We start from the raw sequence: 15,292 nt of genomic DNA, 5'->3' as shown, positions 1-15,292 counted from the left end.
CGCGGTGGCCAGCCCACTGCTCGAGGCCTCGATCGACGGCGCGCACGGCATGCTGCTCTCGATCCAGGGCGGATCGAACCTCGGCATCTTCGAGATCAACGACGCCGCCAAGCTCGTGCAGGACTCGGTGCACCCCGAGGCGAACATCATCTTCGGTGCCGTGATCGACGACACCCTCGGCGACGAGGTGCGCGTGACGGTCATCGCGGCTGGCTTCGACGGCGGCGAGCCCAACGCCAACACCCCGGCCGTGGCCGCCGACACGCGCCGCGCGAGCTTCGCCGCTGCGGCCGAGGAGTCGGACCCGTACGGCCGCGGGGGAGCGCCCGCCGCCTCGCCGCGCCGCGAGCACGCCGCCGCCGAGAGCGCCGCGGAGCCGACCCCGTCGACCCCGACGCCCTCGTGGGCCGGCTCGTCGCAGTCCTCGCACTCCGGCGGAGACCTCGGTCTCGCCGGCGGTGTGGCGCTCGACCCGGCCTCCGAAGACGACGACGCCGACCTGGATGTCCCCGACTTCCTGAAGTGAGCGAACTCTCCGACCGCGTCGAACGGGTCGTCTCCGGCATCTCGGAGGCGGCCCGTTCCGTCGATCGCGATCCCGCCGAGCTCACGCTCATCGCGGTCACCAAGTTCCACCCGGCCTCCCTCGTGCGGGAGCTCCACGCCCTCGGCATCCGGGACTTCGGGGAGAACCGGCACCAGGAGGCGCGGGAGAAGGCCGTCGAGCTCGCCGACCTCGACCTGAGCTGGCACTTCGTGGGCCAGCTGCAGTCGAAGAAGGCTCGCCAGGCCCGGGAGTACGCCTCCGTGGTGCACTCGGTCGACCGCCCCGAGCTCGTCGACCGGCTCGCCTCGCCCGGGCATCCGCTCGATGTGTTCCTGCAGGTGAACCTCACCGATGATCCCGCCCGCGGGGGAGTGCGGCCCGAGGAGGTGCTGGTCCTGGCCGAGCACACCGCCGGAGCCGAGGGACTGAACCTCCTCGGTGTCATGGCGGTCGCCCCCCTGGACGAGGAGCCCAGGGCCGCCTTCGCGCGCCTGAGGGCCTCGAGCGACCTGGTGCGCACCGTCGTCCCCACCGCCTCCTCGATCTCGGCGGGGATGTCGCACGACTACCGCGAGGCGATCGCCGAAGGCGCGACACACCTGCGCATCGGGACCGCAATCACGGGAAACCGGCCGCCGCGCGATTAATCTCGGGGTTAGGAAAAAGTAACCGCAACCGGAGGTTCTGATGGCCAACCCGCTCCGCAAGACAATGGTGTACCTCGGTCTCGCCGACGAAGAGCTCGAGTACGAGGCTCCCGCCGAGCGCGCCCCCCAGTCCTCGCCCGTGGCACCCGTGCCGCACCCGCACCAGGCTCCTCAGGCCGCCGCCCCGGCTCAGCCGCAGGCCGGCCGTGCCCCGGTGACCCCGCTCCGCAAGTCCGCGCACACGAGCGCGCCGAAGAATGTGGCCCCTGCTGAAATGAACGAGATCCTCACCGTCCACCCCAAGCAGTACAAAGACGCCCAGGTGATCGCCGAGAACTTCCGCGACGGCATCCCGGTCATCATCAACCTCTCGCAGATGACGGATGCCGATGCGCGCCGTCTGATCGACTTCGCCGGCGGCCTCTCGCAGGGCCTCTACGGCAAGATCGAGCGCGTCACCAGCAAGGTGTTCCTGCTCTCGCCGTCCCACGTCTCGGTCTCCGGAGACGACGGATCTCCGGCGCGCGCAGAATCCTCCTTCTTCGTACAGTCATAATTGCTGAGTGGGTTCACTCGTCGTCATCATCGCGACCGTCGTCTATTTCGCTCTGCTGCTGTACTTCTTCCTGATGTGGGGTCGATTCATCCTCGACCTCGTCCGGACCGTGCGCCGCGACTGGCGCCCGGCCGGGCCGGTGCTGGTGCTGGCGGAGGTGGCCTACACGGTCACCGACCCGCCCATCCGGTTCTTCCGGCGGATCATCCCGCCGCTCCGACTCGGCGCAGTGGCGCTCGACTTCGGCTGGAGCATCACGATGCTCCTCGTCATCATCGGTCTCTCCGTGGCGGGCTTCTTCCGCTCGGCGTGACCTTCCCAGGGAATGTTGCTACGGTTAGCAACGCGTTATCACTGTTTGTCAAGCAATAAGGGTGGAAAACCATGGCGTTAACTCCGGAAGATGTTGTTAACAAGAGATTTTCTCAGACCAAGTTCCGCGAGGGCTACGACCAGGACGAGGTGGATGACTTCCTCGACGAGGTCGTGGTCGAGCTCCGCCGCCTGACCCAGGAGAACGAGGAGCTCAAGGCTCAGCTCGGCTCCGGTGCCGCTCCGGTCGCCGCCGCTCCCGCCGAGAAGGCCGTCGTGGCCGAAGAGGTCGTCGAGACCCCCGCTCCCGTCGCCGAGGTGCCCGCACCGGTCGCCGCCGCTCCGGCTCCGGCTCCCGTGGCCGCCGCTCCCTCGACATCCGATGTCGACGACGAGACCGGCTCGACCACGAACCTGCTCCAGCTGGCCCGTCGTCTGCACGACGAGCACGTCAAGGAAGGCGCCGACAAGCGCGACGCCCTCATCGCCGAAGGCCACGCCACTGCGGCACGCATCGTCGCCGAGGCCGAGACGAAGCAGCGCAACGAGCTCGCCCGTCTCAACCAGGAGAAGGCCGGCATCGAGCACCGCATCGACGAGCTGCGCACGTTCGAGAAGGACTACCGCTCGGGCCTGAAGAGCTACATCGAGGACCAGCTCAAGGAGCTGACCTCGTCGAGCGTCGACGGCGACAAGAGCCCGTCGTCGAGCTTCAGCGGCTTTGGAGGCTGAGAACACCTCGAAAGGCCGCCCTCGGGTCCTGATCGTCCTGGCGATCGTCGCAGCAGCGTCGGTCGCCTTCGATCAGGTCTCGAAGCTCCTGGTCGTCACACATCTCGAATTGGGTGAGGTCGTCCCCGTCCTGGGGACCCTCATCCAATTTCAGTTTGTGAAGAACCCCGGCGCGGCCTTCTCGATCGGAAACGCGTACACCTGGATCTTCTCGATCCTCGCGGCGGTCGTCACGGCCTTCATCATCTGGTTCGCCCGCCGCATCCGCTCGTTTGCCTGGGCCTGGGTCTTCGGCCTGCTGCTCGGCGGAACGATCGGCAACCTGATCGACCGGCTCTTCAAGGAGCCGGGCTTCGGGGTCGGCCACGTCATCGACTTCATCACCATCCCGGTGCTGCCGGCCATCTTCAACCTCGCCGACGTGTCGATCACGGCGGCGATGGTGCTGTTCCTCATCCTCACGATCCGGGGGATCGGGCTCGACGGCAGGAAGGCCCCCTCGGAGCGCGCCTCCGACGCCGGGGCGGACGCTGAGGCGAAGCCGGCCGAGCAGAGCGAACAGGCCTGATGGAATCGCGCACCCTGCCTGTGCCCGACGGGCTCGACGGCTCGCGGGTCGATGCCGGCATCGCCAAGCTCCTGGGCTTCTCACGCACGTTCGCGGCCGAGGTGGTCGATGCGGGCGGCGTGAGCGTCGACGGCCGCACGGTCGGCAAGTCCGACAAGCTGCGCCTCGACACGTGGCTGTCGGTCGAGTGGGCTCCCAAGGAGGAGCCGCGGATCGTGCCCGTGGTCGTGCCCGAGCTCGAGGTCGTCTACGACGACGACAGCATCATCGTGGTCGACAAGCCCGTCGGCGTGGCCGCGCACCCCTCGGTGGGCTGGGACGGTCCGACCGTGCTCGGCGCCCTCGCCGGCGCGGGCTACCGGATCGCCACGAGCGGAGCCGCCGAGCGCGCGGGCATCGTGCACCGGCTCGACGCCGGCACGAGCGGACTCATGGTGGTGGCCAAGAGCGAGCAGGCCTACACCTGGCTCAAGCGCCTCTTCCACGACCGCGAGGTCGACAAGATCTACCACGCCCTCGTGCAGGGCCACCCCGATCCGTTCGCGGGCACGATCGACGCCCCCATCGGGCGGCACCCCCGGTCGGACTGGAAGTTCGCGGTGACCTCGGCGGGCAAGCCCTCGGTCACCCACTACGAGACGCTCGAGGCGTTCCGGGCGGCGACGCTGCTCGAGATCCACCTCGAGACCGGGCGCACGCACCAGATCCGCGTGCACACGGCCGCTCAGCGGCATCCGTGCTGCGGAGACACGATGTACGGCGCCGACCCCGCGCTGTCGGCCCGCCTCGGACTCGGCCGGCAGTGGCTGCACGCCATGCGGCTCGGCTTCGTGCACCCCGAGACCCGCGAGTACGTGTCGTTCGAGAGCCACTACCCGGCCGACCTGCAGCACGCGCTCGACGTGGTGCGGAACGACTAGCCGGCCCCCAGCGCGAGACCCAGGTAGGCCGCCGCGGTGGCCAGCAGCAGCATGCCGACGCCGTTGATGAGGCCCGCGGCCCAGCGTCGGGCCATCAGCAGGCGCACGGATTCGACCGAGGCCGTGCTGAAGGTCGTGTAGCCGCCGAGGAGCCCCACGCCGAGCACGGTGAGCCAGGGAGTGCCCACGAGGTGCGCGGAGGCGAGGCCCGTGAGGAGGCCGAGCGCGAACGAGCCGCTGACGTTGATGACCATGGTCCCCCACGGGAAGCCCGTGCGGTCGCGGCTCTTCACGGCGGTGTCGACGACGTAGCGGAGGCCGGCTCCGAGCCCTCCGGCGAGGATCGTGGCCGCGAACAGGAGCGGGGTCACGTGCCGCTGCTCTCGCGGCGGGTCAGCCGGCCCACCAGGATGCCCGCGATCGAGGCGACCGCGCCGAGCACCACGGTGCCGAGGGCGTAGGCCGCGGCGGCGAGCAGGCGGTCGGAGTCGACCAGCAGCGAGGTGTCGGTGGCGAGGGCGCTGTAGGTGGTGAAGCCGCCGATGACGCCGGTCCCGACCAGGAGGCGCACCCGGCGTCTGGTTCCCGTGTCGGGCCCGCGGAGCGCCAGCACCTCGAGCAGGAGGCCCAGGGCGAAGGCGCCCACGAGGTTGACGACGAGGATGTCGATCGGCAGCCCACCGGCATCCGGCACCGCTGCCGTCACGAGCACCCGGAGCGTCGTGCCCACGACACCCCCGGCCACCACGAGCAGCACCGGAAGGCCGAAGAGGGCGGCTCCGACCCCGCCGTCCGAGTCGAGCGGCTCGTTCTGCTCGAGCTCGTCGCGCGGGGTGGTCATGACGAGAATCTAGCCCAGATCACCGGACCGGCCCGCCGCCCAGCGTCCCAGGCTCCCAGCGGCCCAGGCTAGCGTGGGGCCGTGCAGAGACTTCCGCCCCCGTCGTGGCCCGTGTGGGTGGTGTTCGCGCTTCTCCTCGTGCCCGGCATCGTGGTGCTGGGGCTCCTGGGCGGCCTCAAGGACGCGTCGGCTGAGCTGCTCGCGCAGAGCGAGGACGCCGTGGGGCGGAACGTGGTGCTCACCGGAACGCTCGTCGACGTGGAGACGAACTCGGGGATGCCCGTCAACACGGGGATCTACGAGGTGACGATCCCCGCCGACGAGGGTGGGGCGGCCGAGACCGTGACCTTCGGGGGCGACGACCACTGGGGCTTCCCGCCCGACCCCGATCATCCCGCCGAGCTGTCGTTCCTCGTGGTGCTCGACGATCCGCCGCGGGCGGCCGCGCACGGTCCGGTCGGCAGCGTCGAGCCCGTGACCGAGGCGAGCGTGCAGGCCGATCGGGAGGCGCTCGCGACCGACGAGGCGCTCTGGGTGGGCGGCATCGTCGTGTTCTGGCTGTTCGCCCTCGGGATGCCGGCGCTCGGCATCGTGCTCGCGGTGCGCCGGCGGCGGGCGAAGCAGGCGGCCAGGGCTGCTTCCGCGCCCGCCACGGCGGCCTGGCCGTCCCCGGCTCCGGCTTCGGCTCCGGCCCCGTCCCTGGCCCCGCTCGACAGCCGACTGCCGCCGCCTCGCATCTGACCGCCCGGTCGATGGCGTCCGGGTCGGCCCGGAGGGAGGGTCTGGCGGAACCCGTCATGGCGGACACTCCCACCTGCGGCCGGGGAGGGGTCGAATGGAGGCATGAGAGCCACATTCATGTACGGCGCGGGCGATGTCCGCGTCGAGACCGTGCCCGACCCGATCATCAGCGAGCCGACGGATGCGATCGTGCGGGTCGTCCGCGCGTGCGTCTGCGGCAGCGACCTCCACCCGTACCACTCGATGCCCGCCTCCGAGAAGGGCACCCCGATGGGCCACGAGCTCATCGGGGTGGTCGAGGAGCTCGGCTCCGCCGTCTCGAGCCTGAAGCCGGGCGACTTCGTGGTGGCGCCCTTCGCCTACCAGGACAACACCTGCGCGATCTGCCGCGACGGCTTCCAGACGTCGTGCCCGCACGGCGGCTTCTACGGCAACCCCCGGGTCGGCGGCCTCCAGGCCGAGCTCGCCCGCATCCCGCAGGCCGACGGCAGCCTCGTGGTGGTGCCGGGGGTCGACGAGTCGAGCGACCTGCTGCCCTCGCTCCTCAGCCTCTCGGACGTCTACCTCACCGGCCACCACGCCGCCCACATGGGGCGCGTCTCGGCCGGCAAGACGGTCACCGTGATCGGCGACGGCGCGGTGGGCCTCTCGGCCGTGCTCGCCTCACGCCGGCTCGGCGCCGAGCGGATCATCCTGATGGGCCGGCACACCTCCCGCACAGACCTCGGCCGCGAGTTCGGGGCCACCGACGTGGTGGCCGAGCGCGGCGACGAGGGGATCGCCGCCGTGCGGGAGCTCACCGGCGGCGAGGGCTCGCACGTCGTGCTCGAGGCGGTGGGCCACCTGCCGGCCTACGAGCAGTCCTACGGGATCGTGCGGCCGGGCGGCGTGATCTCGCGTGTGGGCGTGCCGCAGTACGAGGAGGCGCCCGTGGGCTTCGGCTCGCTCTTCGGCAAGAACGTGACGCTCACGGGCGGCCCGGCACCGGTGCGCGCCTACCTCGAGGCCGCCATCCAGGAGGTGCTCGACGGCGAGATCGACCCGGGCCGCGTGTTCGACCGCACGGTCGGGCTCGACGACATCCCCGCCGCCTACGCCGCGATGGACGCCCGCGAGGCGCTCAAGGTGATGGTGGCGTTCTGACCGCGCGAGCCGAGGAGCCGGCTAGCCGACGCCGCTCATGGTGCTGGTCTCGGTGCGGCCGATCCGCTCGATCACCTCGGGGCGCCGCTTCGCGAGGTAGACGAAGCGGGTGACCGCGAGGGCGAGGGTGACGAGGAACACGTAGGGGATGACGTTGAGCGGGAACGCCGGCACCGGGAACACGTTGGCGAAGAACACGTAGGCCATGGTGACCACCGCGATCGTGGCGCAGACCCAGACCAGCCGGTTCGGGATGCCGGCCCGCCGCGTGTAGACGACGCAGGCGATCGCCACGAGGGCGTAGGCCACCATGTAGCCGTAGGTGCCCCACGTGTTGACCCAGACGAGGGTCTCCATCGGCTGCGCGCCGATGAGCAGGAACACGATGTCGACGACGATCGCGGCCGGCCCCGCCACGAGCAGCACCCGGTGCGGGGTGAGGTGGCGGTCGTGGGTGCGGCCGAAGCGCTCGGGCACCACGCCCTCCTTGCCCATGACGTAGACGATGCGGCCCACGACGTTCAGCGGGGCGACGACCACGGCGAAGAACGACGCACCCACGCCGAAGGTCAGCACGGGGCCGAACCAGGCCGGCATGCCGATGAGCGACGACATGTCCTCGAGCGGGCTCGCCGACGTGGCGAGGCCCTCGCCGAGCACCGCGATCTGCGTGTAGGCGGCGAAGACGTAGAGGATGCCGACCGACAGCGCGCTCCAGATGATGGCGCGCGGGATGGCGCGGTAGGGGTCCTTCGCCTCGCGGCCGAGCGCGTCGGCGGAGGAGAAGCCCACGAACCCGAGGATGCCGAGCACCATGCCCGCGGCGATCCCCTGGAACGAGGAGCCCTCGGCGATGACCTGCGCCGGATCCCAGGCGTCGGGGCCGGCCCAGACGAGCGCGGCGACGAGCAGCACCGCGATCACGCTCACCGAGACCAGCTCGAGCACGAGCGAGATGCGGGCGGAGAGCCGGATGCCGCGGATGGTGAAGAGCGTGGCGAGGCCGCCGAGCACGATCGTGAGGCCGATGTTCCAGCCGAGACCCGTGGCCGGCACGCCGAGCAGCACGAGGAACTGGCCGATGTAGCTCACCGAGCCGTTGAGCGAGGCCGTGGCGATGCCGAAGCAGCCGATGAGGAGCGCGGCACCGGCGAGGAAGGCTCCGGTGGGGCCGAGGCCCTTCGCGACGTAGGTGTAGAGCGAGCCCGCCGAGGCGTGCTTGCGGGCGAACACCACCACGCAGTAGCCGACGCACAGGATGACGATGGTCGCCAGCACGAACGCGTAGATGGTGCCGTTGCCGGCGCCGAGGAAGATGGCGGCGGCGGTGAAGGCGATCACGGCGCTCGGGGCGATGTTGGCGATGGCCTGCGCCGCGAGCTCGGGGCCGCTCATGACGCCGGTCCGAAGGCCCGCGTCCTTCGGCGGGTTCGCGGCGGCGGCGGGGCGGGGTCTGGTGGTGGACATGGGCTCTCCAGTGAGTCGGATCGGGTGAGTCGGGTCGGGCGGGTCGGGTACGGTTTGGTGCTACGGGATGAGGAGGGTGCGGAGCACGGTGCCGGCCTCGAGGTCGTCGAAGGCCTGCTGCGCCTCGGAGAGCGGGCGGCGGCCCGAGATGAGCGGGTCGAGCTTCAGCTGCCCGTCCATGTAGCGGTCCACGAGCGCGGGCACGTCGATGGAGGGCCGCACCGAGCCGTAGTTCGAGCCGAGGATGCGCTGGTCGGCCTCGGCGAGCACGAGCGGCTCGAACGAGGCCTTCGCGCCGGTGGGCGGGAGCCCGACGATGGCGGCAGCGCCGCCGAGGCCGAGCATCCGGATGGCCTGCTCGGTCGTGGTGGTGCGCCCGATGGCGTCGAAGGCGTAGTCGACGCCGTCCGGGAGCAGGGCGCGCAGCTGGTCGACGGCATCGCCCTGAGTGGCGTCGATGCGGTCGGTGGCACCGAACTGCAGCGCCATGAGCGTCTTGTCGGCCACGACGTCGATCGCGATGATGCGCTCGGCGCCCGCCAGCCGGGCACCCTGCACGACGTTGAGGCCCACGCCGCCGCAGCCGATCACGGCCACGGTGGAGCCGGGCTCCACGGCGGCGGTGTTGAGCACGGCGCCGACGCCGGTGGCCACGGCGCAGCCGACGACCGCGATGATGTCGAGCGGGGCGTCGTCGCGCACCTTCACGGCTCCGGATGCCGGCACCACGACCTCCTCGGCGAAGGAGGAGACGCCGAGGTAGTGGTGCAGGGTCTCGCCCTCCTTCGACAGCCGCGAGGTGCCGTCGAACAGCACGCCCTGCGGCGCGACGAGGGTGGCCACCTTCTGGCAGCGCGCCTCGTGGCCGGATCGGCAGTAGCGGCACTCGCCGCACGGCGGCACCCAGCTCAGCACGACGTGGTCGCCCACCGCGAGGGTCGTGACGCCCTCGCCGAGCGCGACGACGACTCCGGAGCCCTCGTGGCCCATCACCATCGGCGACGCCGCATCCCACTCCCCGCGCATGACGTGCAGGTCGGAGTGGCAGACCCCGGCGGCGGCGATGCGCACGCGCACCTCGCCGGCCTTGGGCTCGGCGAGCTCGACCTCGGTGTACTCGATCGGTGATCCGGGCTCGCGGAAGACGACGGCTCGCATGAGACCCCTTCGTGTCGTGGAATGGTTCGGGGTCGATGCTAGGGACAAGCCGCGGAGCGTGTCATTCGGCGAAAGTGTGGATCGAGGCATCCGGATTCACCATCTCGTACACTGACGGCATGGTGAGGGACGTCGGATCGGTCGCGCGCTCGCTCGGTGGAGAGGTGCTGCCGGGCGCCGTGGAGGTCTCGCGGCCCGTGGAGTCGATCGTGCCGCTCGAGCAGTTCTCGGTGCTCGGCAGCGCGCGCTTCGCGACCCTCGTCGCGGCCCCCGCCGCCCGGCTCGTGGCGGCGCTCACCGCGGGGGACGAGCGGGCGACGCTGCTCCGCGACGCGGTGCTCGTGACCCACGGCGGCGGCGGTGCCCTGCGCGCGGGCGTGGCGGCCGCGGGCGTCACGGCGATCGTGGCCACGGAGCCCGCCGACGACCTCGTGCTGCCCACGGTGACCTCGCTGCTGGCCGTCGACCAGGCGGCCGAGGAGCGCGCCGTGGTGGCGGCGATGCGCGTGCTCACCCTGGCCGCGCGGCGGGGAGGTGCGGCCGGTGTGGTCGCCGAGCTCGCCCACCGCACCGACGGCTGGGTCGTGCTGCTCGACCGGCACGGCCAGGTGATCACCACGGCTGGTGCGGGCGGGCTGCACGTGCAGGATGCGCAGGCCGTGGCGCTCGGCCGGCCCGTGCGCATCCGGCACCGTGCCCTGCAGGTGCATCCGGTGGGCCCTGGCGAGGACATCAGCGCGCAGCTCGTGCTCGCGCCGCGCACCGAGACCTCGGCCAGGGGGCGCGAGCTCGGCTCGCAGGCCGCGGCGCTCATCGACCTCATCATGCGCACGCACGACTCGAGCCGCACCGAGCGGCTCGGCCGCTCCGTGATGATGGACGTGCTGCTGGCCGGGGGATCGGGGGCCGCGCGGCTGCTGCGGCAGCTCGGCGTGCACGAGCAGAGCCTCAGCGGCTTCGCGCTCGCGTCGCGCTCGGCCGGGATCGAGATCGAGCGGCTGCTCGTGCCGTGGCTCGCGGAGCTCGGTGCCGCTCAGGTGTTCACCGAGCAGCGCGGGGTCGTCTCGGGGTTCCTCCGCGGCGATCACGCCGAGGAGATCGCCGCGCGGGTGGAGGCCTACAGCTCGGTGCTCTACCTCGGGCTCGGCGGCGAGGCCGCGGCGGAGGCGCTCGAGCGGAGCGCGGCCGAGGCCCGCCAGGCGCTCGAGGTGGCCAGGGCGGATGCCCGGCGCGTGGTGAGGTACGCGGCGATCCCCACGGTCGCCTACGTGTTCGACCGCCTCGACGACGAGACCACCCGGCGCATCGCCCACCTGCTCGATCCGCTCGCGCGCGGCGGCGTGCACGGCGAGCTCACCGAGACCCTCCGCGTGTTCCTGGCCGCGAACGGCGCCTGGGGGAGTGCCGCCGCGACCCTGGGGGTGCACCGGCAGACCCTGGCCGGCCGCATCCGCCGCATCGAGACCGAGACGGGCCTGTCGATGGCCGACCCCGACGACCGCACGGCGGCGTGGCTGGCCCTCCGGGCCCTCGAGCGCTGACGCGGTGCGAGGAGCCGGGCGGACCCTGCGGTCCTCGGTCTACTCGGCGGGCTGGGTGTCGCGGGGACGGCCGCCCCAGGCCTGGGCGGTGCGGTGCTCGAGGAGGCGCCGCTGCACGTGCAGGGCGGGGTAGATGCCGAGGAAGACCGCCATGGGGGCGAGCAGCCGCAGGTCGCGGATGCCGTGGGCCTCGTAGGTGCGCTTGAAGCGCTCCACGTAGTAGTAGTAGTCCTTCGGCGCCGAGTCGAGCCGGCGGGCCGACATCCCCACGGTCATCGCCGAGACGTAGCCGATCTTGAAGCCCTTGAGGGCGAGGTGCACGGCCAGGTCGAGATCCTCGTGCATGAGGTCCTCCCGGTCGGGGCAGACGTCGTCGCGCACCGCGAGCCAGGCCTCCTTGGTGATGGCCATGTTGGTGCCGAAGAGGAAGACGTACTTGCCGGCCAGCTTCACCTGCAGCTTGCGGAAGGTGTCGTCGGCGTGGTGACCGAAGGAGCGCATGGGCATGTCGTAGTACTCGACCGGTCCGCTCGCCGCCACGAACTCGCCCGAGGCGAACGCCAGCTGCACCTGCTCGACCCAGTTCGGGGCGAGGGCCGTGTCGGCGTCGATGCGGCCGATCACCGTTCCGGTGGCGGCGTCGAAGCCCGCGTTCCTCGTGGGGGTGATCCCCTGCTCGGCGTTCTGGGTGACGAGACGGATGCTCGCTCCCGGGAAGGCCGCCTGCATCGCCTCGACCGCGGCGCGCGTGCCGTCGGTCGACTTGTTGTCGACCACGATGATCTCGTGCGCCGGCACGCTCTGCTCGATCGCCGCCACGAGGCAGCGCCGGATGCCGGCCTCCTCGTTGTAGGCGGGGATCACGATGGAGACGGTGGGAAGCGTCGAGGCGGGGCTGGGGGAGTGCGGGGCACTGTCGGTCACGGCGGCGTCCTTCGGTTCGGAGGTGGGGACAGTCTGGCAGAGCGGCGGACATCTAGCATGGGTTCGGATGACTGGACAGACTCCCGCCGAGATGCTCGCGCGGCTCACCGATGCCGAGAAGGTCTCGCTCACCGCGGGCGCGGACGCGTGGACGACGCGCGCGGTCGACCGGGTGGGGGTTCCCGCCGTGCGGGTGGGGGACGGCCCCCACGGGGTGCGCCGGCCCCAGGAGGGCTCCGCGCTGTCGATGTTCGACTCGCATCCGGCCACGTGCTTCCCCACGGCCTCCGCTCTCGGGTCGAGCTGGGACCCCGCGCTCGTGCGCGAGGTCGGCGAGGCGCTCGGCAAGGAGGCGGCCGGGCACGGGATCGGCGTGCTGCTGGGCCCCGGCGTCAACCTCAAGCGCACCCCCGTGGGCGGGCGGAACTTCGAGTACTTCAGTGAGGATCCTCACCTCTCGTCGCGCATCGGCGCCGCCTGGGTGGGCGGTGTGCAGAGCACCGGGGTGGGGGCTTCGCTGAAGCACTTCGCCGCCAACAACACCGAGCAGCGGCGCTACGGCATCGAGGCCGTGGTCGACGAGCGGGCGCTGCGGGAGCTCTACCTCGCGAGCTTCGAGCACATCGTCGTGACCGAGCGGCCGGCGACCGTCATGGCCGCCTACAACCGCCTGAACGGCCCGCACTGCACCGAGAACGCGTGGCTGCTCAACGGGGTTCTCCGCGGTGAGTGGGGATTCGAGGGGGTCGTGGTGTCGGACTGGGGGGCGGCGTGGGATCGCACGGCCTCGGTGCCGGCCGGCAACGACCTCGCCATGCCGGGGCTCGGACGGCGCGACGACCGCTACGTGCAGCGGGCGCTGACGTCGGGACGGCTGCCGCAGGCCGCTCTCGACGCGTCGGTGCTGCGCATCCTGGAGCTCGCGGCGCGCTACGGGCACGCCCCGGATGACGGAGAGGTCGACCTCGAGGCGCATCACGACCTCGCGCGGCGGGCCGCCGCCGCGGGCACGGTGCTGCTGAAGAACGACGGGGTGCTGCCGATCGCGGCCGGGAGCCGGGTCGCGGTGATCGGCGCGATGGGCGAGGAGCCGCGCTATCAGGGCGCCGGGAGCTCGCACGTGGTGCCGACCCAGGTGGACACCCTGCTGCAGGCCCTCACCGAGGCGCTCGGCGACTCCGCGGTGTCGTACGCGCCCGGCTACGACCGCGGGCACGACCGGGCCACGCCGGCGCAGCTCGCCCAGGCGCGGGTGACGGCGCTCGCCGCGGATGTCGCGGTCGTGGTGGTGGGACTGCCCGAGACCTTCGAGACCGAGGGCGTCGACCGCGAGCACCTGCGCCTGCCCGCCTCGCACGACGAGCTCGTCGAGACCGTGCGGGCGGCGAACCCGCGCACGATCGTGGTGTTGCAGAACGGCTCGCCCGTGGAGCTGCCGTGGGCGGCGTCGGTGCCGGCGATCGTGGAGGGCTACCTCGGCGGGCAGGCCTCGGGGAGCGCGATGGCCGACGTGCTGCTGGGCGCCGTGGAGCCGGGCGGCCGGCTCGCCGAGACGTTCCCCGTGCACTACGACGATCATCCGGTGGCGGTGCTGCCCAACGGGCCGGCCACGATCGAGTACCGGGAGAGCCTCTACGTCGGCTACCGCTGGTTCGACAGCGCCGGGGAGGCCGTGGCGTTCCCGTTCGGCCACGGCCTGTCGTACACGAGCTTCTCCTGGTCGGAGGCGGCGGTGACGGTGGGCGAGGGGCTCGACGAGGTCGAGGTGCGGCTGACCGTCACGAACACGGGGTCGCGGAGCGGATCGGAGGTCGTGCAGGTCTACGTGCACGACCCGGAGTCGACGCTCTTCCGGCCCGAGCAGGAGCTGCGCGCGTTCGAGAAGGTGGTGCTCGATCCGGGGGAGAGCGCGGAGGTCGTGCTGCGGCTCGACCGCCGGGCGTTCAGCGCGTGGGATGCCGCAGTGCACGCGTGGGTGCTCGAGCCGGGGGAGTTCCAGGTGCGGCTCGGGAGGTCCTCGCGCGACATCGTGCGGCGGGCGACGGTGCAACTGGGTGGTGCGGGGGAACTGGGTGCTGCGGGGGAGCCTGGGGGTGCGCGGGACGACCGCGAACCGCCGGCCCACCGCGACCCGCTGCCCTACCGCGAGCCCTCGCGTGCGATCGGCTTCCCCGCGACCGCCTTCGGGGCGCTCCTCGGCCGCACACGCCCGGGGAACAGGGCGGCGCGCCAGGGGCGCTTCACCCTCGACACCTCGATCCGGGACATGCAGGAGGCGCGCGTCGGCCGCCTCCTGCTGCGCTTCGCGACCAGCCGGGCGATCGCGACGCTCGGGGCACCGGCGGGTGCGGCCGCCGATGCGGTGGCGGGAGACGTGGTCTCGCAGTTCACGTTCCGCATGATCCCGACCGTGAGCGGTGGGATCGTGGGGCGGCGGGCGGCTCGCCGGCTGCTCGGGATCGTGAACCTCCTGGCCCGGCTCGACCGCTCGTTCTGACCTCAGCCCCGCGACGTCGCGGCCTCGCCGGTGCTGCCGCCCAGGGTTCGGCCGAGGGCGTGGCCGGACTCCCAGGCGGTGGCGACCGAGGTACGGCCGCCCCACGCGTCGCCGCAGACCGCGAGGCGCCCATCGAGCAGGTACGGCTCCGGATGCGTCGACGAGGCACGGGCGAACGTCCACCGGTGGGCGTGGGTCCAGACCGGTGCGTCGGCGGGGTCGAGGCCGAGGAGCGCGGCGACCTCGGCGGTGACGGCGGGCACCGCGGACTCGGGGTCGTCGAGATGGCGGCGGGCGAGGTCGGCGGTCGTGTGCGCGACGAGCACGGGGGCGTCGTCGCCGCGGCGGTCGCCGTCGTCGGCGAGGAACGAGATGAGCTCCGATCCGTTCACGAAGGCGCCGTGCAGGTCGGCGGGCCAGGAGCGCTGCGGGTAGCCGAGGGCGATCGAGAGCACGGGCTCCCAGGCGTCGACGTCGAGCTGCGCGTGCATCGCCGAGCCGGCGGGCAGCAGCCGGGCCGCCTGGGGCTCGGGCATGGCCAGGACGACGGCGTCGTAGCGGATGGGGTCGTGGCCGATGGGGTCGTAGCGGATGGGGTCGCCGTGGGGGACCGCGCCCTCGACGCGCACGGTGCCGTCGGAGTGCACCTCGGCGACGTCGTGCTCGATCTGCAGCACGGCGCCCGCCCCGCCGGCGGT

Annotated in this window: 15 protein-coding genes and 2 pseudogenes; 11 read left to right on the top strand and 6 right to left on the bottom strand. The window is 72.1% G+C overall.

Going from position 1 to position 15,292, the window contains the following annotated elements; translation table 11 throughout:
- The 7 genes and pseudogenes from Q0D57_RS09615 to Q0D57_RS09585 all read left to right on the top strand — a co-directional run.
- Positions 1 to 526 (top strand): annotated as a pseudogene (locus Q0D57_RS09615) (cell division protein FtsZ); the annotation flags it as partial.
- Complete coding sequence (locus Q0D57_RS09610; RefSeq protein WP_291042245.1) at positions 523 to 1,194, top strand: YggS family pyridoxal phosphate-dependent enzyme; 672 nt, start codon at positions 523 to 525, stop codon at positions 1,192 to 1,194. The pseudogene Q0D57_RS09615 and the gene Q0D57_RS09610, both read left to right, overlap by 4 nt.
- Before the next feature lie 40 nt (positions 1,195 to 1,234).
- On the top strand, positions 1,235 to 1,750 hold the full coding sequence (gene sepF / locus Q0D57_RS09605) for a cell division protein SepF (protein ID WP_259530783.1): 516 nt from the start codon (positions 1,235 to 1,237) through the stop codon (positions 1,748 to 1,750).
- 7 nt (positions 1,751 to 1,757) lie between these two features.
- Complete coding sequence (locus Q0D57_RS09600; protein ID WP_291042242.1) at positions 1,758 to 2,063, top strand: YggT family protein; 306 nt, start codon at positions 1,758 to 1,760, stop codon at positions 2,061 to 2,063.
- Between the two features lie 71 nt (positions 2,064 to 2,134).
- Positions 2,135 to 2,794 carry a DivIVA domain-containing protein gene (locus tag Q0D57_RS09595; protein ID WP_291042239.1) on the top strand — a complete coding sequence of 220 codons (660 nt, stop codon included), beginning with the start codon at positions 2,135 to 2,137 and terminating at the stop codon, positions 2,792 to 2,794.
- Positions 2,784 to 3,362 (top strand): signal peptidase II, encoded by a 579-nt coding sequence (gene lspA / locus Q0D57_RS09590; protein WP_291042235.1) that lies wholly within the window; start codon positions 2,784 to 2,786, stop codon positions 3,360 to 3,362. The genes Q0D57_RS09595 and lspA overlap by 11 nt, the downstream gene beginning before the upstream one ends.
- Positions 3,362 to 4,282, top strand: a complete 921-nt coding sequence (locus Q0D57_RS09585; protein WP_291042232.1) for an RluA family pseudouridine synthase — start codon at positions 3,362 to 3,364, stop codon at positions 4,280 to 4,282. Before lspA ends, Q0D57_RS09585 begins: the two co-directional genes overlap by 1 nt.
- Here the strand turns inward: Q0D57_RS09585 and crcB are convergent.
- Together crcB and Q0D57_RS09575 are read right to left on the bottom strand one after the other, a co-directional pair.
- Complete coding sequence (crcB, locus tag Q0D57_RS09580) at positions 4,279 to 4,653, bottom strand: fluoride efflux transporter CrcB (RefSeq protein WP_291042229.1); 375 nt, start codon at positions 4,651 to 4,653, stop codon at positions 4,279 to 4,281. The two genes, Q0D57_RS09585 and crcB, sit on opposite strands and share 4 nt — an antisense overlap.
- Positions 4,650 to 5,123, bottom strand: a complete 474-nt coding sequence (locus Q0D57_RS09575) for a CrcB family protein (RefSeq protein WP_291042226.1) — start codon at positions 5,121 to 5,123, stop codon at positions 4,650 to 4,652. Before Q0D57_RS09575 ends, crcB begins: the two co-directional genes overlap by 4 nt.
- Before the next feature lie 81 nt (positions 5,124 to 5,204).
- Between Q0D57_RS09575 and Q0D57_RS09570 the strand changes: the two genes are divergently transcribed.
- Positions 5,205 to 5,864: a hypothetical protein gene (locus Q0D57_RS09570; RefSeq protein WP_291042206.1), complete on the top strand. Its 660-nt coding sequence runs from the start codon at positions 5,205 to 5,207 to the stop codon at positions 5,862 to 5,864.
- A 102-nt stretch (positions 5,865 to 5,966) separates the two neighbouring features.
- A complete protein-coding gene (locus tag Q0D57_RS09565; RefSeq protein ID WP_291042203.1) occupies positions 5,967 to 7,007 on the top strand; it encodes an alcohol dehydrogenase catalytic domain-containing protein in 1,041 nt (346 codons plus the stop codon).
- 21 nt (positions 7,008 to 7,028) lie between these two features.
- Here Q0D57_RS09565 and Q0D57_RS09560 read toward each other — a convergent pair whose 3' ends face one another.
- Together Q0D57_RS09560 and Q0D57_RS09555 are read right to left on the bottom strand one after the other, a co-directional pair.
- The gene (locus Q0D57_RS09560; protein WP_291042200.1) at positions 7,029 to 8,474 is read right to left on the bottom strand and encodes an APC family permease; all 1,446 of its coding nucleotides are present in this window, start codon (positions 8,472 to 8,474) and stop codon (positions 7,029 to 7,031) included.
- A gap of 60 nt (positions 8,475 to 8,534) precedes the next feature.
- Complete coding sequence (locus Q0D57_RS09555) at positions 8,535 to 9,632, bottom strand: Zn-dependent alcohol dehydrogenase (protein WP_291042196.1); 1,098 nt, start codon at positions 9,630 to 9,632, stop codon at positions 8,535 to 8,537.
- A 119-nt stretch (positions 9,633 to 9,751) separates the two neighbouring features.
- Between Q0D57_RS09555 and Q0D57_RS09550 the strand changes: the two genes are divergently transcribed.
- On the top strand, positions 9,752 to 11,173 hold the full coding sequence (locus tag Q0D57_RS09550) for a PucR family transcriptional regulator (RefSeq protein ID WP_291042190.1): 1,422 nt from the start codon (positions 9,752 to 9,754) through the stop codon (positions 11,171 to 11,173).
- Positions 11,174 to 11,212: 39 nt separating this feature from the next.
- Here the strand turns inward: Q0D57_RS09550 and Q0D57_RS09545 are convergent, their stop codons facing one another.
- Positions 11,213 to 12,097, bottom strand: coding sequence for a glycosyltransferase family 2 protein (locus tag Q0D57_RS09545; RefSeq protein ID WP_291042183.1), 885 nt, complete (start codon positions 12,095 to 12,097; stop codon positions 11,213 to 11,215).
- A gap of 67 nt (positions 12,098 to 12,164) precedes the next feature.
- On the opposite strand from Q0D57_RS09545, the gene Q0D57_RS09540 reads away from it, so the two are divergent.
- Positions 12,165 to 14,594 carry a glycoside hydrolase family 3 C-terminal domain-containing protein gene (locus Q0D57_RS09540; protein WP_291042180.1) on the top strand — a complete coding sequence of 810 codons (2,430 nt, stop codon included), beginning with the start codon at positions 12,165 to 12,167 and terminating at the stop codon, positions 14,592 to 14,594.
- 2 nt (positions 14,595 to 14,596) lie between these two features.
- Here Q0D57_RS09540 and Q0D57_RS09535 read toward each other — a convergent pair.
- Positions 14,597 to 15,292, bottom strand: a pseudogene (locus Q0D57_RS09535) (hypothetical protein); the annotation flags it as partial.

Source organism: Herbiconiux sp. (genome assembly GCF_023264895.1).
Taxonomy (GTDB): domain Bacteria; phylum Actinomycetota; class Actinomycetes; order Actinomycetales; family Microbacteriaceae; genus Herbiconiux.
Note: the sequence above shows the minus strand (reverse complement) of the source record. Positions and strands in the feature narration are given on the sequence as shown.